General features: G+C 55.9%; 15 protein-coding genes and 17 pseudogenes. 14 read left to right on the top strand and 18 right to left on the bottom strand.

Annotated elements, in window-relative coordinates; genetic code table 11:
* The coding region (locus ACTBDU_RS02230) for a transposase (protein WP_438805390.1) at nucleotides 1-202 on the bottom strand (202 nt) is incomplete at its 3' end.
* 1,052 nt (nucleotides 203-1,254) lie between these two features.
* On the opposite strand from ACTBDU_RS02230, the gene ACTBDU_RS02225 reads away from it, so the two are divergent.
* Nucleotides 1,255-1,398 carry a DUF1471 domain-containing protein gene (locus ACTBDU_RS02225; RefSeq protein ID WP_438805399.1) on the top strand — a complete coding sequence of 48 codons (144 nt, stop codon included), beginning with the start codon at nucleotides 1,255-1,257 and terminating at the stop codon, nucleotides 1,396-1,398.
* Nucleotides 1,399-1,525: 127 nt separating this feature from the next.
* Nucleotides 1,526-2,107, top strand: a complete 582-nt coding sequence (locus ACTBDU_RS02220; RefSeq protein WP_438805389.1) for a DNA-3-methyladenine glycosylase I — start codon at nucleotides 1,526-1,528, stop codon at nucleotides 2,105-2,107.
* 173 nt (nucleotides 2,108-2,280) lie between these two features.
* Here the strand turns inward: ACTBDU_RS02220 and ACTBDU_RS02215 are convergent.
* Nucleotides 2,281-3,471: pseudogene (locus tag ACTBDU_RS02215) on the bottom strand (aminotransferase class III-fold pyridoxal phosphate-dependent enzyme).
* Nucleotides 3,472-3,734: 263 nt separating this feature from the next.
* On the opposite strand from ACTBDU_RS02215, the pseudogene ACTBDU_RS02210 reads away from it, so the two are divergent.
* The 3 pseudogenes from ACTBDU_RS02210 to ACTBDU_RS02200 all read left to right on the top strand — a co-directional run bounded on the left by ACTBDU_RS02210 (nucleotide 3,735) and on the right by ACTBDU_RS02200 (nucleotide 7,104).
* Nucleotides 3,735-4,458: pseudogene (locus ACTBDU_RS02210) on the top strand (DeoR/GlpR family DNA-binding transcription regulator).
* A gap of 191 nt (nucleotides 4,459-4,649) precedes the next feature.
* Nucleotides 4,650-5,205, top strand: a pseudogene (locus ACTBDU_RS02205) (flavin reductase family protein).
* A 601-nt stretch (nucleotides 5,206-5,806) separates the two neighbouring features.
* Nucleotides 5,807-7,104: pseudogene (locus ACTBDU_RS02200) on the top strand (NCS2 family permease).
* A gap of 229 nt (nucleotides 7,105-7,333) precedes the next feature.
* On the opposite strand, the pseudogene ACTBDU_RS02195 reads toward ACTBDU_RS02200, so the two are convergent.
* Nucleotides 7,334-7,971: pseudogene (locus ACTBDU_RS02195) on the bottom strand (DNA-3-methyladenine glycosylase family protein).
* Nucleotides 7,972-8,122: 151 nt separating this feature from the next.
* Here ACTBDU_RS02195 and ACTBDU_RS02190 point away from each other — a divergent pair.
* Nucleotides 8,123-8,996, top strand: a pseudogene (locus tag ACTBDU_RS02190) (L-lactate dehydrogenase); the annotation flags it as partial.
* 291 nt (nucleotides 8,997-9,287) lie between these two features.
* Here the strand turns inward: ACTBDU_RS02190 and ACTBDU_RS02185 are convergent.
* The 6 genes and pseudogenes from ACTBDU_RS02185 to ACTBDU_RS02160 form a co-directional block, all read right to left on the bottom strand.
* Nucleotides 9,288-9,851: a hypothetical protein gene (locus ACTBDU_RS02185; protein ID WP_438805388.1), complete on the bottom strand. Its 564-nt coding sequence runs from the start codon at nucleotides 9,849-9,851 to the stop codon at nucleotides 9,288-9,290.
* A 265-nt stretch (nucleotides 9,852-10,116) separates the two neighbouring features.
* Nucleotides 10,117-10,461, bottom strand: a pseudogene (gene tmaR, locus ACTBDU_RS02180) (PTS system regulator TmaR).
* Nucleotides 10,462-10,643: 182 nt separating this feature from the next.
* Nucleotides 10,644-10,856 (bottom strand): hypothetical protein, encoded by a 213-nt coding sequence (locus ACTBDU_RS02175; protein ID WP_438805387.1) that lies wholly within the window; start codon nucleotides 10,854-10,856, stop codon nucleotides 10,644-10,646.
* A 559-nt stretch (nucleotides 10,857-11,415) separates the two neighbouring features.
* Nucleotides 11,416-12,003: a hypothetical protein gene (locus ACTBDU_RS02170; protein ID WP_438805386.1), complete on the bottom strand. Its 588-nt coding sequence runs from the start codon at nucleotides 12,001-12,003 to the stop codon at nucleotides 11,416-11,418.
* Between the two features lie 85 nt (nucleotides 12,004-12,088).
* The gene (locus ACTBDU_RS02165) at nucleotides 12,089-12,442 is read right to left on the bottom strand and encodes a hypothetical protein (RefSeq protein WP_438805385.1); all 354 of its coding nucleotides are present in this window, start codon (nucleotides 12,440-12,442) and stop codon (nucleotides 12,089-12,091) included.
* 203 nt (nucleotides 12,443-12,645) lie between these two features.
* Nucleotides 12,646-12,882: a helix-turn-helix domain-containing protein gene (locus tag ACTBDU_RS02160; RefSeq protein ID WP_438805384.1), complete on the bottom strand. Its 237-nt coding sequence runs from the start codon at nucleotides 12,880-12,882 to the stop codon at nucleotides 12,646-12,648.
* A 430-nt stretch (nucleotides 12,883-13,312) separates the two neighbouring features.
* Here ACTBDU_RS02160 and ACTBDU_RS02155 point away from each other — a divergent pair, with 430 nt between their 5' ends.
* Nucleotides 13,313-13,636, top strand: coding sequence for a hypothetical protein (locus ACTBDU_RS02155; RefSeq protein ID WP_438805383.1), 324 nt, complete (start codon nucleotides 13,313-13,315; stop codon nucleotides 13,634-13,636).
* A gap of 497 nt (nucleotides 13,637-14,133) precedes the next feature.
* Here ACTBDU_RS02155 and ACTBDU_RS02150 read toward each other — a convergent pair whose 3' ends face one another.
* A complete protein-coding gene (locus tag ACTBDU_RS02150; protein ID WP_438805398.1) occupies nucleotides 14,134-14,355 on the bottom strand; it encodes a hypothetical protein in 222 nt (73 codons plus the stop codon).
* A gap of 435 nt (nucleotides 14,356-14,790) precedes the next feature.
* Here ACTBDU_RS02150 and ACTBDU_RS02145 point away from each other — a divergent pair, with 435 nt between their 5' ends.
* On the top strand, nucleotides 14,791-14,961 hold the full coding sequence (locus ACTBDU_RS02145; protein WP_438805382.1) for a hypothetical protein: 171 nt from the start codon (nucleotides 14,791-14,793) through the stop codon (nucleotides 14,959-14,961).
* A gap of 14 nt (nucleotides 14,962-14,975) precedes the next feature.
* Here the strand turns inward: ACTBDU_RS02145 and ACTBDU_RS02140 are convergent, their stop codons facing one another.
* The 8 genes and pseudogenes from ACTBDU_RS02140 to ACTBDU_RS02105 form a co-directional block, all read right to left on the bottom strand.
* A complete protein-coding gene (locus ACTBDU_RS02140; protein WP_438805381.1) occupies nucleotides 14,976-15,731 on the bottom strand; it encodes an insulinase family protein in 756 nt (251 codons plus the stop codon).
* A gap of 184 nt (nucleotides 15,732-15,915) precedes the next feature.
* Complete coding sequence (locus tag ACTBDU_RS02135; protein WP_438805380.1) at nucleotides 15,916-16,047, bottom strand: hypothetical protein; 132 nt, start codon at nucleotides 16,045-16,047, stop codon at nucleotides 15,916-15,918.
* Between the two features lie 10 nt (nucleotides 16,048-16,057).
* Nucleotides 16,058-17,076, bottom strand: a pseudogene (locus tag ACTBDU_RS02130) (radical SAM protein).
* Entirely contained in the window at nucleotides 17,063-17,323 is a 261-nt protein-coding gene (gene pqqD, locus ACTBDU_RS02125; protein WP_438805397.1) for a pyrroloquinoline quinone biosynthesis peptide chaperone PqqD, read from the bottom strand. Before pqqD ends, ACTBDU_RS02130 begins: the two are co-directional and overlap by 14 nt.
* A pseudogene (locus tag ACTBDU_RS02120) lies at nucleotides 17,303-17,715 on the bottom strand (pyrroloquinoline-quinone synthase PqqC); the annotation flags it as partial. The gene pqqD and the pseudogene ACTBDU_RS02120, both read right to left, overlap by 21 nt.
* 54 nt (nucleotides 17,716-17,769) lie before the next feature.
* Nucleotides 17,770-18,636 (bottom strand): annotated as a pseudogene (gene pqqB / locus ACTBDU_RS02115) (pyrroloquinoline quinone biosynthesis protein PqqB).
* A gap of 55 nt (nucleotides 18,637-18,691) precedes the next feature.
* The gene (gene pqqA / locus ACTBDU_RS02110) at nucleotides 18,692-18,766 is read right to left on the bottom strand and encodes a pyrroloquinoline quinone precursor peptide PqqA (RefSeq protein ID WP_071882068.1); all 75 of its coding nucleotides are present in this window, start codon (nucleotides 18,764-18,766) and stop codon (nucleotides 18,692-18,694) included.
* A 110-nt stretch (nucleotides 18,767-18,876) separates the two neighbouring features.
* Nucleotides 18,877-19,949: pseudogene (locus ACTBDU_RS02105) on the bottom strand (dipeptidase).
* A 485-nt stretch (nucleotides 19,950-20,434) separates the two neighbouring features.
* Between ACTBDU_RS02105 and srlA the strand changes: the two are divergent.
* The 6 pseudogenes from srlA to ACTBDU_RS02075 form a co-directional block, all read left to right on the top strand.
* Nucleotides 20,435-20,984, top strand: a pseudogene (gene srlA / locus ACTBDU_RS02100) (PTS glucitol/sorbitol transporter subunit IIC).
* Between the two features lie 24 nt (nucleotides 20,985-21,008).
* Nucleotides 21,009-22,119, top strand: a pseudogene (locus tag ACTBDU_RS02095) (PTS glucitol/sorbitol transporter subunit IIB).
* Nucleotides 22,120-22,201: 82 nt separating this feature from the next.
* Nucleotides 22,202-22,496: pseudogene (locus ACTBDU_RS02090) on the top strand (PTS glucitol/sorbitol transporter subunit IIA).
* 42 nt (nucleotides 22,497-22,538) lie between these two features.
* Nucleotides 22,539-23,323 (top strand): annotated as a pseudogene (srlD, locus tag ACTBDU_RS02085) (sorbitol-6-phosphate dehydrogenase).
* A gap of 52 nt (nucleotides 23,324-23,375) precedes the next feature.
* Nucleotides 23,376-23,738: pseudogene (locus ACTBDU_RS02080) on the top strand (transcriptional regulator GutM).
* Between the two features lie 94 nt (nucleotides 23,739-23,832).
* Nucleotides 23,833-24,384: pseudogene (locus tag ACTBDU_RS02075) on the top strand (DeoR family transcriptional regulator); the annotation flags it as partial.

The following is a 24,384-nucleotide window of genomic DNA, read 5'->3' as shown; positions in this document are numbered from 1 at the left end:
GTATTTCGATTTGTTCCGGGGTTATGGGAGAGGCTTTTGGCGTTTTCCCCTGTCGCTTATCACGCAGTTGTTTTACCCATTTCGTCATCGTAGAAAAACCGACGTCCATGGCTTTTGCTGCTTGCGCAGCGGTGTAATTTTGGTCGACAACTAGTTGAGCGGATTTGCGTTTGAATTCAGGACTAAAATTTCTTCTTTTCATTGGTGCACCCGTGTTGTTCTGAGGTGAGCATATCACCTCTGTTTAGGTGGCCAAATTCAGTGTGCCACTACACAATTCTGAACTGTCTAAAATAACCATTTTTTATTTTAAGGGAGTCTAGAATTGTCTACAAATTAGTCCAGAATATTTTGCATCGCTACAGTAGCGCTCAGAGCAAGCCGCTATGCCATTACCCTGCACGTAGGTAACACCAGCAAAGAAGTTGCCTGTAACCCCTCATCAAGTAAATTGCCGCAGGCTTTTTCACAGCGTTGCCGCCAACCTCAAGCCAAAACACAGTCTCTTCTTTGCGCCCTGATTCAAGACGTCCGGCGGGTCATTACCGGCTGAGGTAGAAGTATTTCCAGTAGCTAATAAAAATCGTTACATTATTGCCGTCGGCACGATGCCTCGTTCAGTAAAGAAACGAGCATCAAACTGATAGAGAGTTAAACAAATAAGCAACTCAGTAGTAGATTAATGTCAATAACACGGACGCGCTTTTATAAGGTGTTATATTTACATCGGGAATGCATTCGACAATAACCGCTACGGTTACCGACAAAATATTTACGTAATTTTAGGAATGTTTTAAGCAGCAGTATAAAAAAGAGGTATTCTTGCCTTTCAGCCTAACTTCTGGCAGAATATTTCCCCGCTATACCCGGAAAGGAATAGCATACATGCTTTCACTACTTTATAGAAATGATAATGGATTAAGCACTTTGCACGCCTGGCTTCCCGGCTCGATGCTAGCGGCTATGCGTCGTCGGCATTGGAGGGCTAACGCCAGCAAGGGCGGTATTTTTTATTAAACGGACGCCGCACATTTTTTTCTTTCGCTAAACGTTATTCCTCTGATAATATCGAATTCTTTCATTTACAGCGATCCTCAATTGGGTTCGCCAATATTAATCCACAAAGGACACCCCCTCATGAAAAAATCTTTATTATTTATTTCGTCGCTATTGCTGGCCGGTTTGAGCCTTCCGACTTTTTCCGCAGAGCCGATTAGCCGCTAGAAAGCCGTAAATAAACAGGCGCGCGGCACTATTAGCGTCACTGGTGACGCCACTTTAGATCACCTTGAGCATAATATTGCCCAGAAAGCAGACCAGGGCGGCGCGAAATATCATGTGATTATCGCGACGACCGGAAAGAACCGGCGGCATGGCGATGCCTTGATATACCAATGATGAACGCATGACGTCATGTTTGGAATTACTGTTGCAGCCTGGAAAGAGAACTGTTGCGGCACTCGCCCATGCCGCGTCTTTCAAGGTATGATCCCAAACAACACATTGATCATACCTGGAGGCGAAAATGACGGCGTGGGACCCGGCGCTGCCGCGCTGTACTTGGGCACGCAATGATGCGCTCATGCGCGATTATCACGACACCGAATGGGGCGTGCCGCAGCATGACGATCGTCTGCTATGGGAAATGCTGATGCTTGAAGGGTTCCAAGCCGGCCTGTCCTGGATTACCGTGCTGCGTAAACGTGCCGCTTTTCGCGAAGCGTTTCGCGGCTTTGATCCGCACCAGGTTGCCGCGTTTACCGAACATGACGTGCAACGTCTTCTGGGCAATCCGGGCATTATCCGCGCCCGCGCGAAGATTGAGGCCACGATCACCGGCGCCCGCATCTATTGCCAGATGGCAGCTCAAGGGGAATCATTCCGCGACTTTTGCCGGCATTTCACCAATGGTCGGGTGCTGGAGGGCGACGGGGTGACGCAGGTCGCCTCCACGCCGCTTTCAGCGCAGATCTCGGTGGCGCTGAAAAAAAGGGGCTTCAAATTCGTCGGGCCAACAACCGTCTACGCCTGGATGCAGGCCGTCGGGATAGTAAACGACCACAGCGCTGAATGTTTTTGCCGGCGGCGACAAGACGCCGGTTACTGAGCGTTGCCGGACCCTAGCGTGGGGGCGTTGCCTAAGGAGGCGTTGTGTGCCCGTTCGGTTTGCGGGCGAACCTCCCCCAGTCGGGGCACAATCGCCAACAGCGCCGGTGATATTGCACGCCAGCATTACGGCCCGGCGCTAATGCTGCACGCCGGCAATAATGCAAGCCGGCATTACTGCCCGGCGCGATAAGTGTGAGCTGCCGTCAGGCGCGCTCTCGCCGGGCGCGTTGCAATGCAAGCTATCTGCCAAGCCCCGTCCAGCGCGCCCACCAGCCAGTCGATATCCCCCGGCTGGAACGCCAGCGGCGGACGCCAATACAAAGCGTTCGCGCAAGGCCTCAATGACTTCCAGCGCCAACGCTTTATCCGGCGTTTTACGCTCTCGATCGCTCACCAGCTTAAAACCAATGAACCACCCCGCGCCGCGCATGTCGCCCACGCAGGAATATTTCTGCCGCCAGCACCTCGCTTTTGGCCAGCAGGGCGGAGACGGGCATACCATTGCCCATCGGTTTGCCGATGGTCACGATATCCGGCACGATACCGTGCCGGCTAAAGCCCCAGAAGGCTTCGCCGGTACGGGCGAAACCAGGCTAAACCGAAAATCCCGCCGTTGTTATGCACCACCTCCAGCGCCTGCTGCAGGAAGCCGCGCGGGCCAACCATGACGCCGTCTGACGAGAAGATGGAATCCACCAGCAGACCGGCAAATTTAATACCGTGCGCCGTCATATCATCAATTTGCCGCTGAATCTCGTTTGCGAACCAATGGCCCAAATCCGGCGCATCAACGCGATAACGGTCCGCTGGCGCCACCAGCCGTGTCATCGACGCCAGCGGCTGGCCGCTACCCACCGCCGGAGAGGCGCCGGAGATCAGATCGCTGGTGCCGTGATAGGTTTCACAGCTGACAATGATCCCCATTCCGCCGCTCCAGGCACGAGCGACCCGTATGGCCAAATCGTTTGCTTCAGAACCGATATACATGTACATGGCGCGATCGATTTCTGCTGGCAGGGTAGCCAAAAGCTGTTCGCTGTAATCCAATATAGTTTCATGACAGATAGCGGATTTGGGTATTTAACTGGCGCATCTGCTGACAGACGGCGTCAATCACCGCCGGGTGGCAATGGCCGATACTGGCACATTATTATAGACGTCCAGATATTGCCGACCCGCAGCATCCCACAAATACTGCCCGCTGCCGCGCACCAGATGCACCGGTTTGCGATAAAACAGCCGGTAGGATTCACCCAGCAGTTTGCTACGTCACTCGGTCAATCGCCGGGCGTTGGGATCCAATTTTGCCACGTACTCCGCGCGATAGCTGTTGGTATTCATAATCGTTGAACGTGACGCCATAATGCTTTCCTTTAAAGGCCGTAAACCTGTTGCCGGCATCGCCCGGGGGGGGGCCTCCCTTCCAGGCGCCAGACAGACATTGCGCCTCTCATGATGAACGCCTTAGCGGAAAATGCAATAAAATCCACAAATGCAACAAAATACACATTGACGCTTTGCCCATTGAGGCAACTTTGCCATAATGAGCGCTGTTCCGTACCTAGGAATATCTCCTTTACTTTACGCGCATTATTGGCGCAATTTGCCATCGGTTGAGGTTGACAATGCTTCAAGAAACCCGTCTTTATCGGATTAGCGCGCTGCTGGCAACGCTTGATCGCATCACGACAGGTCGTATCAGCGAGGCGGGGGGGATTTCCCGCGAAACCGCGCGGCGGGACATCATTGCACTGGAAGCGCAGGGGATACTGCGGCGGGTTCACGGTGGCGCAGTGGCGGTCAGACCGGCGTCGGAGCCGCCGCTTGCCGTCAGGACAGGCTCTGTTTCTCGACGCCGGCAGTACTACTACGATGCTGGCGGAGAAATTGAACGCCATGGCCGATTTGACCATATTGACCAATAGTCTTGACGCCGTGCGCAGACTGACGACGGCCGGTGAACGCGCGCCCTGCCCGCATCAGGTAACGCTTATCGGCGGTGAACTGGCGCCCGGCGGACATGCGATCATCGGTGCTACCGCAATCGCCAGTATCTATCGCTATCGGGCGGATTTTGCCATGCTGTCGCCGGTCGGTATTGATGCGCGCGAAGGCGCCAGCAGCTATGGCCTTCAGGAGGCCGAAGTGGCGCGAGCAATGGATGGCGCAGCGGGCGGGCCCGACTGGTTATTCTGGCTGGCGGACCCATGGCAAGCTTGGCGTCACCAGCCGCGCGGTTTACGCCACCCGGACGGTATTGCGTTGCTGATAACGGATAAGGCCGCGGCGGACAAACCGACGCTCCAGGCGTTAAACCGGGTATTGACCGAGGTCATCGTCGCCGGATAAATGATCTATACTTATCAGTTCATAAAAGGTAGCGTCGTGCGACGCCGACTGCGGTTGATATCGGCAGCGCGGTTAATCGCTGGAAAGGGCTGCAGATGCCACCGCCTTCGCGTAAGATGCGACGCGGCCTCGCCGTCCCGACAGGCAAGCCGCGAAGTAGAACATCCCCACCCGAGCCGGAGAGACTATCGATAAACAGCCGCAAACGGGATTTCCTAACGGAAAAAGCGCGTCAATATCTGAAACCGGGTCCTATCGTGCTGCTCTCCTCGCATTGCCGCGAGGCAGGACAATATTATGACGCTGGGATGGCATACGATGCTGGAATTTTCCCCTTCGCTGCTGGGCTGTGTTATTGCCGCCGGTAATCACAGTTTCTCTCTGGTGCGGGACAGCGGCGAATGCGTTATCAATCTGCCCACCACCGACCTGACCGATAAGGTGGTGAAGATAGGTAACAGCCACGGCGCCGAGGTGGATAAATTCCAGGAAAATGATCTGACACAGCTGAAGGCAGAACGGGTCAGCGCGCCGCTCATCGCTGAATATCACGCCTGCTTCGAGTGCCGCCTGTTTGATGATCAACTGGTGGACCGCTACAATTTTTTTATCTTCAAGATAGTGAAAGCCCATGTCGCCGCGCGGCCGCAACACCTGCAGACGCTGCATTATACCGGCGAAAGTGTGTTTATGGTGGCGGGGAATATCATCAACCGGTGCGGTCAGTTCAAACCCGGAATGCTGTAACACTCGTCTCGCCGCCCCCGCCTCTTTATCGGCTTGGAGCGGCGCGGTGCTATTACCGGTAGCCCGCCTGCGCTGGATCCTGGCGCGGAGCGCAATGCTTGCGCACCAGAACCTGCCTTGGAGACTCTCTAGGTCAGCGGCCTGTCCTTTAGCGCGCTGCCGCTTTCGTCACGGGAGCTGAGCTACCCCCGCTGCCGCTTTCGTCACGGGAGTTGGTCTGCCCATGCCGCCGCTCTGCGTTGCCGCCGGGGACGTGGGCCATGTGCGACGGCAGAATATCTTGTCGTGGCGGAGAATATGATCGACGTTAAGCGTTACCGGCGATATGATATGACCGCTCCGGCATGTCAGTCACCCGCCGCCGCCACCCCGGCCAGGCCGGGGCGCTTGCCCTGATTTGGTGCTTCGCCACCAGCAGGGTGACACTGCCGCACCGCATTATCGCCTCCGCGCTGAGCGTTAATGCCTGCGGGACTTTCATGCCCGTTGAGAACCTGATTAATCACCCTTAATCGGGTTTTTTTCTGTCCTGCGCCGGTGTCAGAAGAGTGGCATAACGATTGCTTGGGCAGTGCAGACATCTTCTCAGAGATTAAAACACATGTTGGAAAAATTATTTAAATTAACGGGCCACCTCACCACGGTACGCACCGAGATTGTCGCGGGCCTGACGACCTTTTTGGCAATGGCTTATATTTTGTTCGTTAATCCGACGATCCTCAGCGCCACCGGCATGGATAAGGGATCGGTGTTTGTCGCCACCTGCCTTGCGGCAGCGATTGGCTCCATGCTGATGGGATTCATCGCCAACTACCCGATTGCGCTGGCGCCCGGAATGGGGCTGAACGCCTTTTTTACCTATACCGTGGTCCTGCACATGGGTTACACTTGGCAAATCGCGTTGGGTGCGGTGTTCTTGTCGGCGTTAATTTTCTTTGCGCTGTCAATTTTCAAAATCCGCGAATGGATCATCACCAGCATTCCTTTGCCGCTGCGTTCGGGGATCGCAGCGGGCATTGGGCTATTCCTGGCTATCATCGCGCTGCCGGGGGCCGGCATCGTAGTGGATAATCCGCCGACGCTGGTCGGCCTGGGTGATCTCACCCAGCCTGGCCCGCTGTTGGCTATGCTGGGCTTCATTGTTATCGTGGTACTGGAAGCCCAGCGGGTCCCGGGCGCGGTATTAATCGGTATCCTGGCGATCACTTTTCTGTCCATCGCGGTGGACCTTGTCCCTTTGCCGGCGTGGTCTCCATGCCGCCGTCAATCGCGCCGACCTTCCTGCAATTGGATATCCGCGGCGCCTTAGACATTTCGCTGGTGAGCGTGATCTTCGCCTTCCTGTTCGTGGACGTCTTTGACAACTCCGTCACGCTTATCGGGGTGACCAAACGCGCCGGCCTGGCGGATGAACAGGGCAATATCTCTAAAATGGGCAAAGCGCTGGTGGCCGACATCGCCGCGGCCTTATTTGGCTCTCTCCTGGGCACCTCCACCACCACCAGCTATGTTGAATCCGCCGCAGGCGTCAGCGCTGGCGGCCGTACGGGTTTGACGGCGGTTGTGGTCGGTATCCTGTCCCTGCTCAGCCTGTTTTTCGCTCCGCTGGCCTCAAGCGTGCCCGCTTTCGCCACCGCGCTGGCGCTGCTGTTTGTCGCGGTGCTGATGACCTCCGGCCTGGCGGAAATTAACTAGAAAGATATCACCGTGTCGACCCCGGTCACCGTAACAGCCCTGACAATGCCCCTGACGTACTCGATTGCCAACGGCATCGCCTTCGGTTTTATCACCTGGTGGACGCTGGTGAAATTGCTGACCGGTCGCTATCGCGATCTGAACGTGGCACTGATTGTGCTGTCGGTTCTGTTTGTTATCAAGCTGGGCTGGCTTAGCGCCTGACCCGTCAGCGGACCACCCGGTGCACACCGGTGCGGTCCGCACCGCCCCACTGTGGCGCAGCCCTCTCTCTCTTGCCGACCTTGCGTCGATCCTACCAGACCAGAATAGACCCGCCTCCATGCCGTTAGTTCCCCGCTGCGGTGCCGCGTCGGCATGATGAGCGCGAATTCCTCTGCAACCTAGTCTCACGTCAGCTCTTGCCGCTGGCCATAGGCCGCGCCGCCCTTTTTCAAAGCACCGCAGATTTCCTTGCCGCACACCCTGCAGCATAGTCCGGCGTCGACATCGCCCACAAATAAAACGACGCTACTTGTAGGGCGTGTAGCGGCGGCGATATCGCTCGAATCGTTCCCGCGGCAGCGTTTTGTGGCGGTAGAAATGCATGATGCCGCGGCGAATGGCCAAATCTCCCCAGCTCAGCACATTCGGCCGGCCCAGGGAGAAAATCATCAGCATTTTCGCCGTCCAGATCCCGATGCCCGGTAAGCAGGACAAGGTGGCGATCACCTCCTGATCGGACGCCTGCGCAATCGTGCCAAAGTCAAGCTCACCGCTCATGGCGGCGCTGGCCTCCCCTTTGATGTACAATGCTTTTTTCATCGACATGACGCAGCCATGAATCGCCTACGCCGGCAGCGCCTCAAGCCGCTGCGGGGTTAAGACGCCTGCCAGCGCCAGGAGTCGAGCGTTAACCGTTGAGCCTGCTTTCGTGGATATTTGCTGATCGACGATGTTTCTGACCAGGGTGGCAAACAAATCTGGCACCATCCCGCGCTGGAGCACCCCGAAATGCGCAATGGCCTCCGCCATGCGCTTATCCCGCCTGGCTGGCCAGTCGGTTTCTTTGCTGCCGTACTCGAAAAACATTGCCGTTATGCTCCCCTCACGCTCATGCTATGGCGTAGCTGCCGCGTTAAGAATAGCATTTTGTTCAGAGTGATAGTGTTCATTTACGTCGGGAGACGTCGCCAGCGCGGGGTTTACCTGGTCAGCGCAATTATTAATACGAGGATGTTGTATGAACCCACGCAAGGTCATGATCATCGGCACCGGTAATGTCGGCGCCTCGGCCACCTATGCATTGCTCAACCAGCAAATTGGCGAAGAGCTGATACTAGTGGATATTAATCCATCGCAACTGGACGGTCAGCGCAAAGATCTGGCCGACGCCGCGGCCTATATGCCGAGCCGCGTGACCGTCAGCAGCCGCAGGGCGGCCGATTGCGCCGATGTGGATATCGCCGTTATTACCGTGTCCGGCGGCAATCTGAAACCGGGCCAGACCAGGCAGGATGAGCTTGACGCCACCGCCGGCATCGTCGGGCAAATTGTGTCGCAAATGATGGCGGGTGGCTTTAGCGGCATTTTCCTTATCGCCACTAACCCCTGCGATATTATTACCTATCAGGTATGGAAATTGTCGGGGCTGCCGTGCCATCGCGTGCTGGGCACCGGGGTCTGGCTGAATAGCACCCGGCTTCGCCGTCTCTTGGCAGAGGAATTGGATATCGCGCCGCAAAGCATCGATACATTTATCGTGGGAGAACATGGCGACAGCCATTTTCCGGTGTGGTCCCACTGCGCGGTACACGGTATATGCCCTTGGAAGAATTCAGCCGCGGCAAAAACGGGCACTCGCTGGATTTTGCCGCATTGGCCGAACGCATCCGCAAAACCGGCTTTGATATTTACGCTCAGAAAGGTTGCACGGAGTATGGCGTCGCCGGCACCATCGCCGAAATTTGCCGCAATCTTCTGACCGGCAGCCACCGCGGCTGCCGGTTTCCTGCGTGCTGGATGGCGAATACGATCAGCGCGAATTGATCATCGGGGTACCGGAGCTGATGTCGCAAGACGGCGTGGCGCAAATTATCAAGCTGGAGTTTACGCCATAGGAGCGGCGGCAATTTGACGCGTCCGCCGCGGTTATTGCGCAAACCATCCGGCGGCTAGCCGTGTTGCAGCCTTAATCTCCGGCCGGCGACGCCCCCCGCTTGTCGCGTGCCCCGGGGGCGTGGCTTTTGCAGCGCAACGCCGCCACCTGCAAACACAATGTTCCCACGTTAGCCGGCATCGTCGCTCCTCTTTGACGCGAATCGCCAAACTAACGCCGTAAAAATGACCTGCACCGGTAAACGGTGTCAATTTAGCAGAATATTTTAAAATTAATTCGGTACGTTGTTTTAATTTTCTTTATCTGGCCGCTTAGATTTTAGCATCTGCCTGATTTCGCGCTTCAGAATTTTTTTCATATGGTTAAAAAAAATTATCTTCTTATGCTTTAGTCGGCAATACATCTTCTGACAGCATACGCCGACAGGGGTAATCTCCGCCCAGCGCCAATGGGCTAATTGCCCATTTCCCTGCGAATAATTCGGTATATGGGAATAGGCCGGACCTGCGCCAGACGCAATAACCAGCGCCTCCTCCCCCCCTTGCTCAAATGCGCGCTCCGCCGCGGGGGGGGGCCGTTTCGACCATATTACGGCTTGCCTCCTCTTTTTTTCCGCAGGTGATAATGTACCAGGCAATTTGCCTAGCCAATAAAGTATTGTCACCAATAAAAATATTAATACAACCGTACGTAATATTATACCGGGATTATATTTATATACGGTCATGAGAGAACTTATCCGCCTTGAACCAAGGCCGCCGCTGCCGCCCTTTTTTACTGGTAAAAATCCTGTCAGGCTCAGAAACTTCCATTTGCCCCGGTCATCGATACAAAAAATAGTAATGAGATTCATAATAAATCAATAAGTTAAGTCAGTGACTTAGCCCCATTATTCTCTGTCCTCACTCCTTGGTAGTGATTGAACTAACAGGCAAGGTGATAATGCTATCATCATTTTCGTCGCGGCGTTATTTTATTTATCTGCATCAGCTATATATATTTAGTGATTAGCAATTAATTACCTCAATATGTCATTGGCTATATTTATCGATAAAAAAGGCCGGGGAGCGCCTGGACTGCTGAAGCTATCTCTACAGGCAATGCGGCTTGGGCCGCGATTAAGGCTGTTTATCAATCACGCTATTGAGCGCCTTGACTTCACCAATCGCCTTCAGTTTTTTTGACAACTCGCGTCGCTCTTTCGACAGCTCGGCGTTTTTAATGATGTAGTCATCAACGCGGTCTTCGTAATCGGTGCGCATATTGCTAATAATCGCCTGGATTTCCTCAATGGACATGCCCGATTCGGTGTAGTCGCTCAGGTTGTCCAGTAGCAGCACACGCTTTTAGTTATCGCGGATTTTCTTCTCATTATCGGCAATTTCGCGCTGCAGCTTGTTTTTGCAGCGAAACATGCGCACGAATTCCAGGACATCGTGGAATGAAGGCTTAATGTGATCCATTTCAGTTTCCTTGCTTAGTTGATAGTTAAATTCTTTGCAATGCTGCGTGCTTACAGAGTAGCGGCTATGTACCATTTTGGTATGCCCCCTATTCTACCCGCTTTTTGGCGACGGCAAAAATCTGTGCGCACGGACGGGGACGCCTTATTACTCCTCGTGCCCCTACCGGGGCGCGGCGCCGCTTATGGTATCGGCCGGCGAAGCGCGATACACAGTAATTGCGCCAACTGCTCCAGCTGTTGAGCTAATTTCAGACTCAGCCACACATAGCCATAAATCGGTGCTTCAATCTGATGACGCTGATTTATCTGATCCCGCATTTGGTGTAGCTCCGCCGCGATGGAGGCCAGTTCCTCGCTATTGGCAACGATTGGCTTGGGGTTCCCCTCGCGCAACGCTTTCCGCCAGCGTGGCCAGCGTCCGCAGGGTTCTGATTTACGTGCTGCGCAACGGCGTCGCGTTTAACAACAAAAAATGGCTCTCGCGCGAGGCCCACCACGCTTCTATCTGCATTTCCAGCACGCAGACTATATTGCGGCTCAGTGTTTGGATCGATTCCATGACCGGTTTTGGCAGGCCGGTTTCTTTGCTTGCCGGCGTCAGCAGCGCGCGGATTTTGACGGCATCATTCAGTACGGTCTTTAGACGCCCTCCAGCCGAGGCCGCTCGATGACATTGGGCGAGATGTACGCCGCATAAATTTTACTGATGGCCAGCAGGCTAAAGCGCATCTACATGCGCCAATGGATAAACGCCCGCTGCGGGTAAATACTAATGAATAACAGCGCCAGCAACGACCCTATCACCACATCCCCGCTGCGCCACAGAGCGGTGCGCATGTCCCCGGCGCCTGCGCCCCGTTGGGGTCAGCGCTTAGCCCGTTATAGGTCTGAAAGCGCAGGGCCAAGCCTGCGTGGTAGCACGCCGTTCAACCGCTCGATAAATGCCCCGCGCCTACGGGTTACCGGGGATACCGGTAATATGCTCAATACCTAGCCGGGGAAAAATCCCGGTGATATCCGCACCCAGCATCTTGTTGGTCTCGCCGTCGCCGTTATCAAAGTAGGCAAACAGCGGCCTGCCATGGTGCTGGATGGCATAACGCCACGCATCCGCTACCGCGATGGCGTTTTCTGCCAGTGACAGGCTCCATCCCACCAGATAGCGGGTACGCCCGTCGAGCACCAAAGTCAGTTCCGGGGTAAAGGGCTGCCCGTGTATCGGATGCACCACTTTTATGTTCAGCGACTTGCCGTCGGCTATCCAGCAGCCATTTACCGGCATCTGCGCCCAATCCCGCTGCTGGTACACCTGATACGCCTTGCGCGCCGAGCCGGTGACCTGGCCCTTGACCTTTCGGTTGGGCGCAATCCGCTTGACCATGCGATTGACCTTGTCGTAGGTCGGCAGGGCCGCCAGCATGACAGGCTGGTCATGGTATTTACTCTGCCAGTCCGCCTGAAATGCGCGGTAGGCTTCCAGTACCGTCGGGCCACAGGGGCGGGGATGATGCGGCCAGAACAGGGCGTAGAACCACGTCATATCCTCGAGGCGCTGTGCTTCTTCAGCTTCCCGGGAGCCAGTATCGCCAGACGCTCCTGGGGCCGCTCAGCGCTGAGATAGAGACTTACCCATTTCTGTATAGGCTGCTTTTGCCCACCCCTTGCCGGGTGCGGCCCTTTTTGGAGTTAGCCAGCGTGGCGGCGTGCTGCAGGGCCTCGGGCAATGTGCCGGCCTTTGACTCATCGACGATAAAGGTCACCGCCGCAATGCGGGTCATGCCGGCCTGCTGTAACCGGACTACTTCCTGTGCCAACATCATGCGCGCATCGGCAATCTGCTTCTGCTGATCGTTCAGAGCCTGCACCTTGCGCTCGAGCAGGGCCGGACATTGACGCATGATCGCCAGCGCATCGCGCGACTTAATGGTGGTACTGCGCTTGACCGACTCATCACCTGGCTGGGCCGGGGATTGGCGCAATCAGGGATTTATAGTGCCGTTGTTTGATAATCTCACGTGTTTGTTCCGGCAAACAATCGATGTGGTACTTGAAAGTCTTGGTGCCTGAACGCTTACGGACTAAATCGGGTGAATTTGCAGTCCGCTTATTCAATGACCAGCGAAGTCCCTGCAAGGTGCCAGGCAATCCGAGTAAGCCGACTCACTCACCGTAACAAATATAATTACAACGCCTTGCTCATATAACGACTCGGCCAAATGCTGGCCGGATCCACATTGAGTGTATTAGCGATAATGCGTTCACCTTTGGGATAGGGACGATACAGCGCGTTTTTTAACGTGCTGGCCGCCAGCCCCGCGCCGCGGGAAAGATCTTGCATGGTGATCCCCTTCTTGTGCAGGGAGGCCAGGATATCAATCCGGTGCCAGTCACGATGATTCACTTCATTTCTATCTATCATTCGATTAGTCTAAAAGGTTAATTATGCGGGTAAGTCATGGGGCTTACCCATACAGCAATGACATCTCAAACTTAAGAGAAGTAAAGCAAATAATGAATTTTCTTTTCTGATCGCTCCATATGAGAGATATTTTTGTATTTTATTAATTATAATCAATAAATTATAGAGAAAAGAAAATGAGAAAGAAGAAAACAATTAATTTTCTTTTGATATGGATGGAAAAGAAAATTTTGTCGCACGCCTTAAACGACCTATAGGTAATAGAAGCGCCAGAGCTGATGCAACTGAATGAGGGTTATCCTTCTCAACATTGCACAACTATTTAACTAGAGGTGCAGAACCATCTTTTACAGTGGTGCAGGGCATTGCATATAAGAAACACGTCAGCCTGGACTGGCTTGCATTTGGTTGATCATGCACTCAAAACGAAGTGGCCTCAACTAGCGAAATTCAGTCGATTAACGAGGAAAGCCTAATAGAAAATCCTTTAGAAGCTACTTGGCATATAATTTATAAGTCGCTGAATAAAAAATATTCAGAGGCATTAATAAGCCTGCTTTTGCAAGAAGGGGCAAAGGGTGTATTGGCGTTATCAGGACGTAAAGATGACTTAGATAGTCTGTTACTCCAACTTCCAAAAGAAGGAAAAGAACGTCTGATAGCTTTACACGAAGCTAAAAAGGGGGCAGTATCTGAAAAGTGTGCAGTAGAAGATGTGGCAAACTTAAACTGTAAGAAAAGTGGATCGGCCTAAATAAAGATTAGTCCATTATCTATCTCATTTCATTATTTTTATGATTTACTAATATTTTTTAACCTAATTTACATATATCTAATGGATGCTCAAAAGGCGTTTAAACTACCTTTAAATTTGCTCAAACCACAGTCATTCGAGTCTAAAATTTAGTGCAAAAAAATCATTTTTTGCCCATTTTTTTTGCGACGAGTCCAGAATCTATAAAATCTCTGTAAGCCGCGCCATTAAAGGGCTTCCGGCTAACCCATCGTTTAACTTAAGAGTCCAGAAATGATTGCCACCCCACACTACGGCAAAACCCGCACCGTCGTCCTTACCGCGGCATCAGGCCGGTGGTGCCTGGTTGCTGAGCAGCCACCAGCGCACCGTTTCACGCATCAACCGCTGATGGTAACGCCCTAGCGCCAGGGGGCTTAATAGCCATCGCCGCCTGCGCCAGCTGCGCGTGGCGTTGCCGCCAATCTCCCCGCCAATAGGCCTTTGCCATCGCGAGATTATCCGCCGGTCGCTGGGCCCGCGCCTGCGTTAACGATACCTTGAGCGTCGACAGCGCGACGGAGGACAGCGTAGCCAAGGTGGAGGAACATCATGTCCGCCAAAAAGGCCTGGAGATGGGCGTACAGCGCCGGCGCGTCATACCGCGGCGATTGCAGCAGAAATAAAATGCCGTTGTGATCGGCGGCGTGATGGAAACGGCAACTGACAATACAGCCAATTTGCTTAACGACGCGCAGGTGCTGGAAGAAGCGCGGCTGATACAGCAGCGCCAGTAGCCGCCTGGCGGCTTCTGCGGACGGCGGACGCGCCGGCTGTGGGCAAAACAGTAGCAGCGGTGCCGCGGCCGGGCGTGCTGGGGGGAACTACGTTGCCGGGAAAGGAGGAAAGCAGGCGCGCCAGTGGAGTTGACTCGCCACCATAAAGCAGCGCCTGCAGCAGCGCGCGCGCCGGTATATTGGCCTCCCTCTGTAACCGATCTGCCTGCCGACGCGAGAGGCCCTGTTGATACTCGGCAGCCGTCCACGATCGCAGGCGCTCAATAGCGCCCGCCAGTGCGCCCATCATCGGCGCCGGCGCGGCGCCGGCCGACGCCGCAGCCTGACCTGTCGGGCGGGTAATGGCGGTAAACCCAGCGTGCCGGGAAAAGGGTAAAAGTGAAAAGCGGGTTCGGGCTGCTCGGGAAACCCTGCAGGGAGGGGAGTCACCACAGTGTCCGCAGCGGCGGCGTGCGCGGGCGGGGTCTGGGCGGCGAGCCCTGGTTCAGCGCCATCACCATAGCCGAGCCGCAGTGCGAATCCCTGGCTGACCACGTTCTTGCCCGGTAGATCGGCGGCGATAGTCAGCTGCAACATAACCCGCGCGTCAAGCAGGCCCAGCCCACGCGCCTAGTGCACGCAGGGAAAAGACGACTGTGTTGTCGGCGCAGGGCGGCCAGCCATTGCCGCAGCAACGCGGCAATGTCCTGACCTCGCGTCAATCCCCCCGGCAGCAGGGAAAAAACCAGCGCCACGATCCCCTGATTGACGGTTTGGTCGCAGGGTAATAGCTGCACTCTGTCGCACAACCCGCTTGCGCGCAGTTGATCCAACAGGCCACCGGCGGCCTTATCCTGTAATAATTGCCGAAACAACGGCGCCGGCACGGTCGTCCCTTCGGAGGCATTGGTCAGGAAAAAGGCCAGGACCAGCCGTGGTATCGCGGGGCAGCAGAGCGTTAACGGGCAGGGCAAGCGCCAGACCAATGGCGGCAGGCTGGCACGAGATGGGCAAGGGGGCCGCCGGGGCAGTCCTTTAGCGCACGCGTCGGCAATAGCGCGCAGTGCTTTCTCGCTCTGCGGTCCCTGCAGCCATAACGTCATATTGGCGGCGTGAAGAAAACGTTGATGGTAGAAGCGCAGGGCGTGCAGCAATTCCACCGGATCGCCGCCCAGTGAAGCCAAGTTACCGGCGCAAAAACGGTGCAGCGGGTGACCGTCGGCGACAGTCCACGTCAGCGCCGCCTCGACAAGCGTGTCGCTGTCGTGGCGGCGGGCACGGTATTCCGCATCAATAACCGCCACTTCCCGCATGCCGCCTGCGCTGACCATAACGGCCATGTCAGCATTGACATCAGTCGCCGGACACCGTCCGCCAACAGGGGGGCGCCCCCTCGAAAAAAAAGTGGGTGCTGGCGTTAACCGCGCCCCCGACGGCTTCCACCTAGGGCATCAGCCGCGCGTCGCCGCGGTGATGCTGGTTGTCGCTGAACAGCAAATGTTCCAGCAGATAGGCCAGACCCGGCTAGTCTTGCAGCTCGTCATGGCTACCGGCCGCCACGGTCAACAGGGCGGCGGCTCGCGGTGGGCTCGGCGTACTGACCACCCGCACCGTCAGGCCATTGGGTAATCGACAGAGGGCGTGAGCCGCGCTCATGATTCTGCGCTCACGGCTTGGCGTACGACGCAGAGTTGGTCCAGTTGCGGAAATGCAGTTCGCCGATACGAATCGTGGTGGTGTAGGCTTCTTCGCGTGCGGCCACAATTTTGTCGTGGTGCGGCAATTTGGCGCAGCCCGGATCGGCATTAACGGCATCGCCCGTCAGCAGAAAAGCCTGGCAGCGACAGCCGCCGAAATCTTTCTCTTTTTCATTGCAGAAGCGGCACGGCTCGGGCATCTAGTCCTGGCCGCGAAATCGATTGAAGCCGAAGGAGTGATACCAGATATGGCGTAACGGATGTTCGCGCATTGAGGGGAACTGCACCGACAGTTGTCTGGCGCTGTGGCATGGCAGCGCGGTGCCATCGGGCGTGACGTGACGCACATAAAGAGCGCGCCCCAGCCGCCCATGCAGCCTTTGGGGCGCTCTTCGTAATAATCGGGAGTGATAAACAGCAGCCGCGTCAAATTGCCCTCGGCCTTAATGCGCGTCCGGTAACGATAAACCACCTGCTCTGCGCGTGCGATCTGTTTGCGGGTTGGCAGCAGTCCAGCGCGATTGAGTTTTGCCCAGCCGTAAAATTGACAGGTCGCCAGCTCCACGTCATCGGCCTCCAACTGCAAGCACAGTTCGATGATGCGATCGATGTCATCGATATTGTGTCGATGCAGCACGAAATTGAGCACCATCGGATTGGCGCGCGCGGTCAAGCCGACGCCGGATGTCAACAAATTGGTGTAAAACCCCATCTGCGATGCCGCGCCAATATGGCTGTCCAAATCCTGACGCATCAGTGGTTCGCCGCCCGAGAAGCCGAGCTGAACGCTGCCCAGCTCCCGCGCCTGGTGAAAAACATCGATCCACTGCGCGGTCGACAATTCCTCTTGATGCTGGGCAAAGTCGAGCGGATTAGAACAGTAGGGACACTGCAACGGGCAGCGAAAAGTCAGTTCCGCCAGTAACCACAGCGGCGGGTTGACCTGTGTGGCCGCCTCAGTCGCTAGAGAGGATCTATTTTTGTTCATACGCCCTCTGCATGAATTCGTCGATGTCGGTGTCGATAGCCTGCGCCACGGGAAAACGGACGGGCAGCTGGTCGATGATGTCGCTAATCCGCCGTTCGCCATCAACCAGCAGAAGAACGGCGGTCGCGCTGTCGTTAAGCTTCACCATCTCCTCCGGGTACAGCACCACATGGCAATTCCGCACGGCTTCCCACTGCAGGCGGAAGCCGCGGTGAAACGAAGGGATGGCGCGCCGGGCAAAATTGATGTAGGCGGCCACCGCGAAACGTACACCGGGGGCAGCACCCGCCGTTGCGATAGCAGTTCCTCCGGCGCCAGATCGATCGCCTCGCCCAACCGCAGCCAGGTGTCCATGCCGCCTTCGTGACCGTCTTGGCCATCCTGTTCCAAAATGCGTTGTATCCATTGCCGACGCACCGCAGGGTCGGGGCAGTTGGCCATGATGGCGGCGTCTTTAAGCGGAATCGACACCTGATAGTAAAATCGGTTCGCCACCCAGCCCTGAATCTGCGGCTAGGTGGCCTGACCGTTATGCATGGCGATACGGTAAGGATGGTGGATATGGTAATACCCGCCTTTATCCCTTAACGCCTGTTCAAACTCTGCGGGGGAAAGCGGGGCGGTTTGGGTTTTAACCATAAGCAATTTTTATAGTTCGATATGCATACCCTCCCAGCTCACTTCGATGCCCTGCTACGTCAGGCGCTGGCGCTCTGGCGAAGCATCGTCAAGGATGGGATTGGTATTATTAATGTGGACAACAATCTTGCGCGCGACGGGCATCTCGCTGAACACCGCCAGCAAGCTATGTTCACCGCCAAGCGCCAAGCGCCCCATTTCCTGACCGCTATGGCGGCCTACGCCGGCGGGCTGCATTTCATTGTCCGACCACAGCGTGCCGTCCAGCAGCAGGCAGTCGACGCTGCGCATCCAGGCAAGCAACTCGGGGGTCGGTTCGCCCAGACCGGGGGCGTAAAACAGCCGTTTACCGCTGCGGCTATCTTCCACCAGCAAGGCGATATTGTGCCCTGGCAGCGGTCGGTCGCGATAGCGCGAGTAGGGTGGCGTGTTACTCATGAGCGCAATTTCGGTGAAACGCAGCGCCGGGCACACCGTAACCGCGAACGGCTGCTCTAGCGCGATGGGGTAACGTTGCAGACCGCCGTTCCAGTGCTTAAGCAAGGTGAAAATGGGAAAATCGTCGCACAAATCATCGTACACCTCCTGTGTACACCGGACATCGTGCGGGCAACCTTCGCGCAGGCTGAGGAGCCCGGCGCAATGATCGATCTGGCTGTCGGTGAGAATAATGGCGGCGACGGCAGGGTAGCGCAGAACGTTTTCATTGCGTAAGGCCGGGGTCGCGGCAATTTGCTGGGCGATATCCAGCTATACGTTACACACCACCCAGTTCTGGCCGTCGTCGCTTATTGCAATAGCAGATTGTGTGCGGGACGGGACGTTCAATTCACCGCTGCGCTGGCGCCGGCAATTGCGGCAGTTGCAGTTCCACTGGGGAAAACCACCGCCGGCCGCGGTGCTCAGCATGCGAATCTGCATGGCAGACTCCTGTGAGAGGAAAAAAAGCCCACAGGGGTGCTGTGGACCGGGGAGATTAGCGGTTGGACATGTACAGCGTCACTTCCAGGCCAATGCGTAAGTCGATAAAATCAGGTTTAGTCCACTTCATCGTTTCTCCTCCTGTCGGTAGTGGATGACGTCAGCCACACGGGCAAAAAGAAGTATAACCATAATACTTTTGATGATCATTAATGGTGTTTTTACAAAATATTCCTTTCGTTAACATTTCCAGACGCGCTCCAGCACACGCAACCAATTGCCAAAGGCGATTTTTTCCCGCAGCGCACGATCATAGCGCCGACGCGCCAACGCCTCGGCCAGTAACGGTAGCCCCGCCACATCCGCCATGTTCCCCCGCCGGCACGTTGACGCCGTCAAAGTCCGAGCCCAGCCCGATCCCGTCCTCGCCGAGTTTTTCCAGCAAGTAATCAATATGGCGTACGATTTCATCCACCCGGGTGTCTGGGGTCTGTTTGCCGTCTGCGCGTAAAAAGGCGGTGCCAAAATTAACGCCACCGAAACCGCCGCCCTGGCGGATGACCGCCAACTGCGCATCCGTCAGATTGCGTGGCTGCCGGCACAGAACATAAGCATTGGAATAGGTGGTGATAAGCGGCGCATCGCCCAACGCGGCAGTTTGCCAGAAATCGGTTTCATCCATATGGGAGACATCCACGACGATATGCAGCGCATGGCATCGCTGTATCAGGCGTTTGCCGGCAGCGGTCAAACCGGCGCCGGCCGCGGGGCGCTCGGAAAAACCGCCCTGAATGCCGGTGCCGAAGGCGTTGCGTCGGTTCTAGACCGGACCGAGGCGGCGTAACCAGGCGTCATGTAACACCTCCAATAGCAGCAGGGAAGGATCCAGCGCATCTGCACCTTCCAGGTGCATGACCAGCGCGATCGTGCCCTGCGCCATACACCGGCGAATATCCGCTACGCCGCGGCAAAGACGGGCGCGGCCGCCGGAAGCCGTTTCAATGCGACGCAAAATGGCAACTGGGCAAAGGTTATCGCGCGGGATTCCTCCTCGGTGGGCGCAGGTCTTCGTCCCGTTCGGGCAGCGCACGGGCCGGGGCATGGCGGGCAATGTAGCTGGGGAGCGGCACGAATGCGGCGAAAAGCCCGCCGGCAAAACCGCCGCGCAGACAGCGCGGTAAATCCAGATAACCCTCGGCCGTGCTGTGCACGAAAGCGGCGGCAGGATCGCTGTTGTCGCTAAGCCATAAGCGCAGCAGCGCGTCGTTGTGGCCATCGAATATCGGTAGGGAAGAGGTTATCGGGATTGTCATGGTTATGCTCAATGTCCTGGAGCGCGTGACCGGAGCCCGTCGAAACATCGTCGCTCGCCAGTTCAACAGTGCCTGTAGCGTTTTAAGGCCCTCATGCCGGGCGGCGGCTATAGTGGGCAACGAAAGCGTTTACTTATCAAAGCCTATGATGCTCTTTTTTTCAAGGAAAGCATAACTTCCCCCTGATGCGTATAGGGCCTGAACCGGGCGCTACGCCGATTTTGGCGGCTTGGTACTTTCTCAATTAAATCGCGCCAGGCCTCTACAGGTGAGCCTGGGGATGGCCTGACAACGGTACTGACATTGTGGCCGTGTGGCCGACTACGTCAAAATGAAAAGATATAATAATTCATTATAAAAGATACTTCTTTCAAACTGTGACGAATTTTTAATAAAGAACAATTTAGACGGGATGTATTCACTTCCGGTTCAATAGTGTTTTGCTAGGTAGAGCTTCCACACACCCGTACAGAAAGGAGTAAGCAATGATTGACGTGATTACCCACGGAACCGAGTGGTTCATCGGCCTCTTTCATAAAGGCGGGGCGGTGTTTGTCGGCATGGTGACCGGCATTTTGCCGCTGCTCATCAGTTTATTGGTCATCATAAACGCCCTGATTGTGTTCGTCGGTCAAGCGCGTATTGAGCGACTGGCGCAGCGCTGTGCGAGCAATCCGCTGTCGCGTTATTTGTTGTTACCGCTTATCGGCACCATCGTTTTTTGTACCCCGATGACGCTGAGTCTGGGACGCTTCCATGCCGGAAAAATATAAGCCCAGTTACTATGCGGCGGCGTCTTACAGCTGCCACTCGATGAATGGACTGTTTCCCCACATCAATCCCGGCGAACTGTGCGTTTATCTCGGGATCGCCAACGGCCTGACAATGCTTGGGTTGCCGCTGGGGGCGCTGGCCGTCAGCTATCTGCTGGTGGGTTTGTGCAGTAATTTTTTCCGCGGTTGGATAACTGATCTGACCACGTCCATTTTTGAACGCAAAATGGGTATTCAGCTTGACCGTCAGGTCCGGCTTTGATTTCAGGAGAGCACCATAAGCACCATGATACGCATTGTCAGAGGAGAGGGTGGCTGGGGCGGCCCGCTGCTCCTTGAGGCCACGCCGGGAAAGAAGATCGTTTACATTACCGCCGGCACACGGCTGGCGATTGTCGACCGACTAAGCGAATTGACCGGCTGGCAAGCGGTCGATGGTTTTAAAGAAGGCGAACCGCCGGCGGAGGAAATTGGCGCGGCGGTGATTGATTGCGGCGGGACGCGGCGCTGTGGCATCTATCTAAAACGCCGCATCCCCACCATCAATATCCACGGCACCGGCCAATCCGGCCGCTGGTGAAATACATCCTTGCCGACATTTATGTCTCGGGCGTGCGGGTAAAAGACATCCAGCCGGACCAGCAGAGCGGCAACGGTTGCCTTCGCCGCCGGAACAACAGAGGCTCTGCCGATGTTGACCCGAGCCGTCGGCTCGCAACCGGTCTCACGCACTGCCGCGCCGGGGGGACGCGCGGGCCGCCGATGCCACCGTGGTTCGCGCGGACAGCGCGGCAGAGGGACCGCGGTCAGGCGACGGGGTTTCTTCTTCCGGCCGCGATTATGACAGCAGCCGCAGAATTACCGAACAAAGCGACGGACTGCTGGCGAAAATCGGCATGGGGATGGGGTCGGTGGTGGCCGTTTTCTTCCAGTCGGGGCGCGATACCATCGATACCGTGCTGAAAACAATCTTGCCGTTTATGGCCTTCGTCTCCGCCCTTATCGGCATCATCATGGCGTCGGGGCTGGGGGATTTCATCGCCCACGGATTAACGCACCTGGCCAACAGCGCAATTGGACTGGTGACGCTGGCGTTGATTTGCTCTTTCCCGCTGCTTTCTCCCTTCCTCGGCCCGGGGGCGGTGATAGTCCGGGTTATTGGTGTGCTGGTGGGAGTGCAAATCGGATTAGGGCATATCCCTCCGCATCTAGCCCTGCCAGCGCTGTTTGCCATCAATGCGCAGGCCGCCTGTGATTTTATCCCGGTGGGGCTATCGCTGGCGGAGGCGAAGCAGGATACCGTCCGGGTCGGCGTACCGTCCATACTGGTGGGACGTTTTCTCACCGACGCGCCCACGGTACTGCTAACCTGGGCTGCCTCAAGTTTTATTTACTGATTAAGGCGTGAAAAAAGGAGTAGGCATGAAAACGGTTTGTCGCACCACCTTTACCTGCGTCGGGGAGAACGCCTGAGGGTCGCTGGCGGAGAACATGGTGATTTTATTCCGGGAAGGCGCGCCGGAGGATGAGGATATCGAGGCGTTTTGCTTCATCCACCGTCACGGCGAAACGCTGGGCGAGCTGCGGCTCGACGGCGCGATGATTTTAGGCGATCGGACGTTTCCCATCACCGCTGTGGGGGGCGGTGGCGACGCAAAATTTACGCGAGCTGGGGCATATCACGGTTCGTTTTGATGGCGCTGGGCAGGCGGAATTTCCCGGCTCGGTGCATGTTGCCGGCGCCATACCGGCAGATATTACGGGGGGGCAGTGAACTGACGATTCAGGCATAAAAGTGTTAATACGGGAGGTAGGAATGAGACAGGTAGCGGTAGTGGTAGGCGGTGGGCAAACTCTGGGCGCCTTTTTATGCCGGGGGTTGGCCCAGGCCGGATATCGCGTTGCGGTCGGCGATTTGCATGCGGAGCATGCGCAGCAGGTCGCGCAAGAACTGAATGAACAAGGGACGGGGGAGATTACCCGCGGTTGGCAGGTGGATGCTACCCATGAGCAGAGCGTTATTTCACTGGCGCAACAGGTGGATCAGGCGTGAGGACGGGTCGATTTGCTGGTTTACAGTGCAGGCGTGGCAAAAGCGGCACCGATTACTCAGTTCAGGCTGAACGATTTTGATTTGTCGCTACAGGTAAATCTGGTGGGGTATTTTCTGTGCGCCCGCGAGTTTTCCCGGCTGATGAACCGCGATAAAACCGCCGGACGTATTATCCAGATTAATTCGAAATCGGGTAAGGCAAGGTCGGCAGTAAGGACAATGCCGGCTATAGCGCCGCCAAGTTCGGCGGCGTGGGGCTGACGCAATCGCTGGCGCTGGATTTGGCGGAGCACGGGATTACGGTGCATTCGTTGATGCTCGGCAATTTACTCAAATCGCCCATGTTCCAGTCGCTGCTGCCGCAGTACGCCGAAAAGCTGGGGATCCCTGTCGAGAAAGTAGAGCAGTACTACATCGACAAGGTACCGCTAAAACGGTGCTGCGACTATCAGGATGTTCTGAATACCCTGCTGTTTTACGCTAGCGACAAAGCGTCTTACTGCACCGGTCAATTGATCAATATTACCGGCGGACAGGTGATGTTTTGATGTCCGCCCTCCCCGACGTCCGTCGGGGAAAGGGTTTACAAGGAGAGACGGCATGAGTCCGACTTCGGTGTTAATTACGTTGGCCCTGCTCGCCTGCTCCGGTCAGATTGCGCCCGGCTGGCGGCAAGTGCAATGCTTTAATCAGGCGTTGGCGCAATTGTAACGGCTGGGATACGTCGGCATCGGCCGCTCATCGGGACGTTTTCGCTCGCGGGTGGTGATGGCGCTGGCGTTTGACGGTCAGGGCAAAGTCCGCGGCGGGTTCATTTTGCGCGGGATGACGGTTTTCGCACGGCCGAAACCGTTAACGTCTCTGATAGATCTGTACCGCGAGTAGCTTGACCCGATTGTGATCTATCCTCAGGAACCGGTATGTCAAACGGCCCTGGCATTAGCGATTGAACCGAAATCATGATATTTTCATTTTAAAACATTCTTGCTTTTATTAGTTCACCGCCGCCGGTGGCGGACCTTTGGCAAGGGATCACTCCATTTGGAATGATGTCATGATGAAACCCAGGCAGCGCCAGGCCGCGATAATCGACCATCTCCAGCTTCACGGCAAGACCTCCGTTGAGGATCTCGCCGGTCATTTCGCCCTCACCGGCACCACGATTCGCAAAGATCTCACCCAACTGGAAGAGGGAAACGTCGTTATCCGCACCTACGGCGGCGTCGTGCTCAGCCGTGAAGAGGGCGATCAACCCATCGATCGCAAAACCCATATCAATATCGCCAAAAAACGGCAGATAGCCCGGCGCACGGCGTTGCTTATCGACGATGGCGAATCACTGATTTTTGACACCGGCAGCACGGTGTTGCAAATGGTGCCCTGGCTGGCGCAGTTCAACAATATTACCGTCATGACCAATAGCCTGAGCATCGTCAACGATGTTGGTAGAGCTGGATAACGATCAGGTGATCCTGATGCCGGGGGGGGGGGGGGGGGGGCCCCACCAAAAAAAAAAAACTTATTTCCAAGCCAGGCTGGCGCCCCCCGCCTTTTCCACAAACAATTTCGAAAAAAATGACAATGGCGCCCAAACCGGGGATATATCCCC

The organism is Sodalis sp. (in: enterobacteria) (assembly GCF_051710625.1).
Lineage (GTDB): Bacteria > Pseudomonadota > Gammaproteobacteria > Enterobacterales > Enterobacteriaceae > JBPESN01.
This window is presented reverse-complemented; position numbering and strand designations above follow the sequence as displayed.

Coding starts and splice junctions, on each gene's coding strand:
- ACTBDU_RS02220 (WP_438805389.1), top strand. CDS start 1,526: ATGACGGCGTGGGACCCGGCGCTGCCGCGCTGTACTTGGGCACGCAAT.
- ACTBDU_RS02185 (WP_438805388.1), bottom strand. CDS start 9,851: ATGAATCTCATTACTATTTTTTGTATCGATGACCGGGGCAAATGGAAG.
- ACTBDU_RS02170 (WP_438805386.1), bottom strand. CDS start 12,003: ATGACGTGGTTCTACGCCCTGTTCTGGCCGCATCATCCCCGCCCCTGT.
- ACTBDU_RS02160 (WP_438805384.1), bottom strand. CDS start 12,882: ATGATAGATAGAAATGAAGTGAATCATCGTGACTGGCACCGGATTGAT.
- ACTBDU_RS02140 (WP_438805381.1), bottom strand. CDS start 15,731: ATGGCCGTTATGGTCAGCGCAGGCGGCATGCGGGAAGTGGCGGTTATT.
- ACTBDU_RS02135 (WP_438805380.1), bottom strand. CDS start 16,047: ATGAGCGCGGCTCACGCCCTCTGTCGATTACCCAATGGCCTGACGGTG.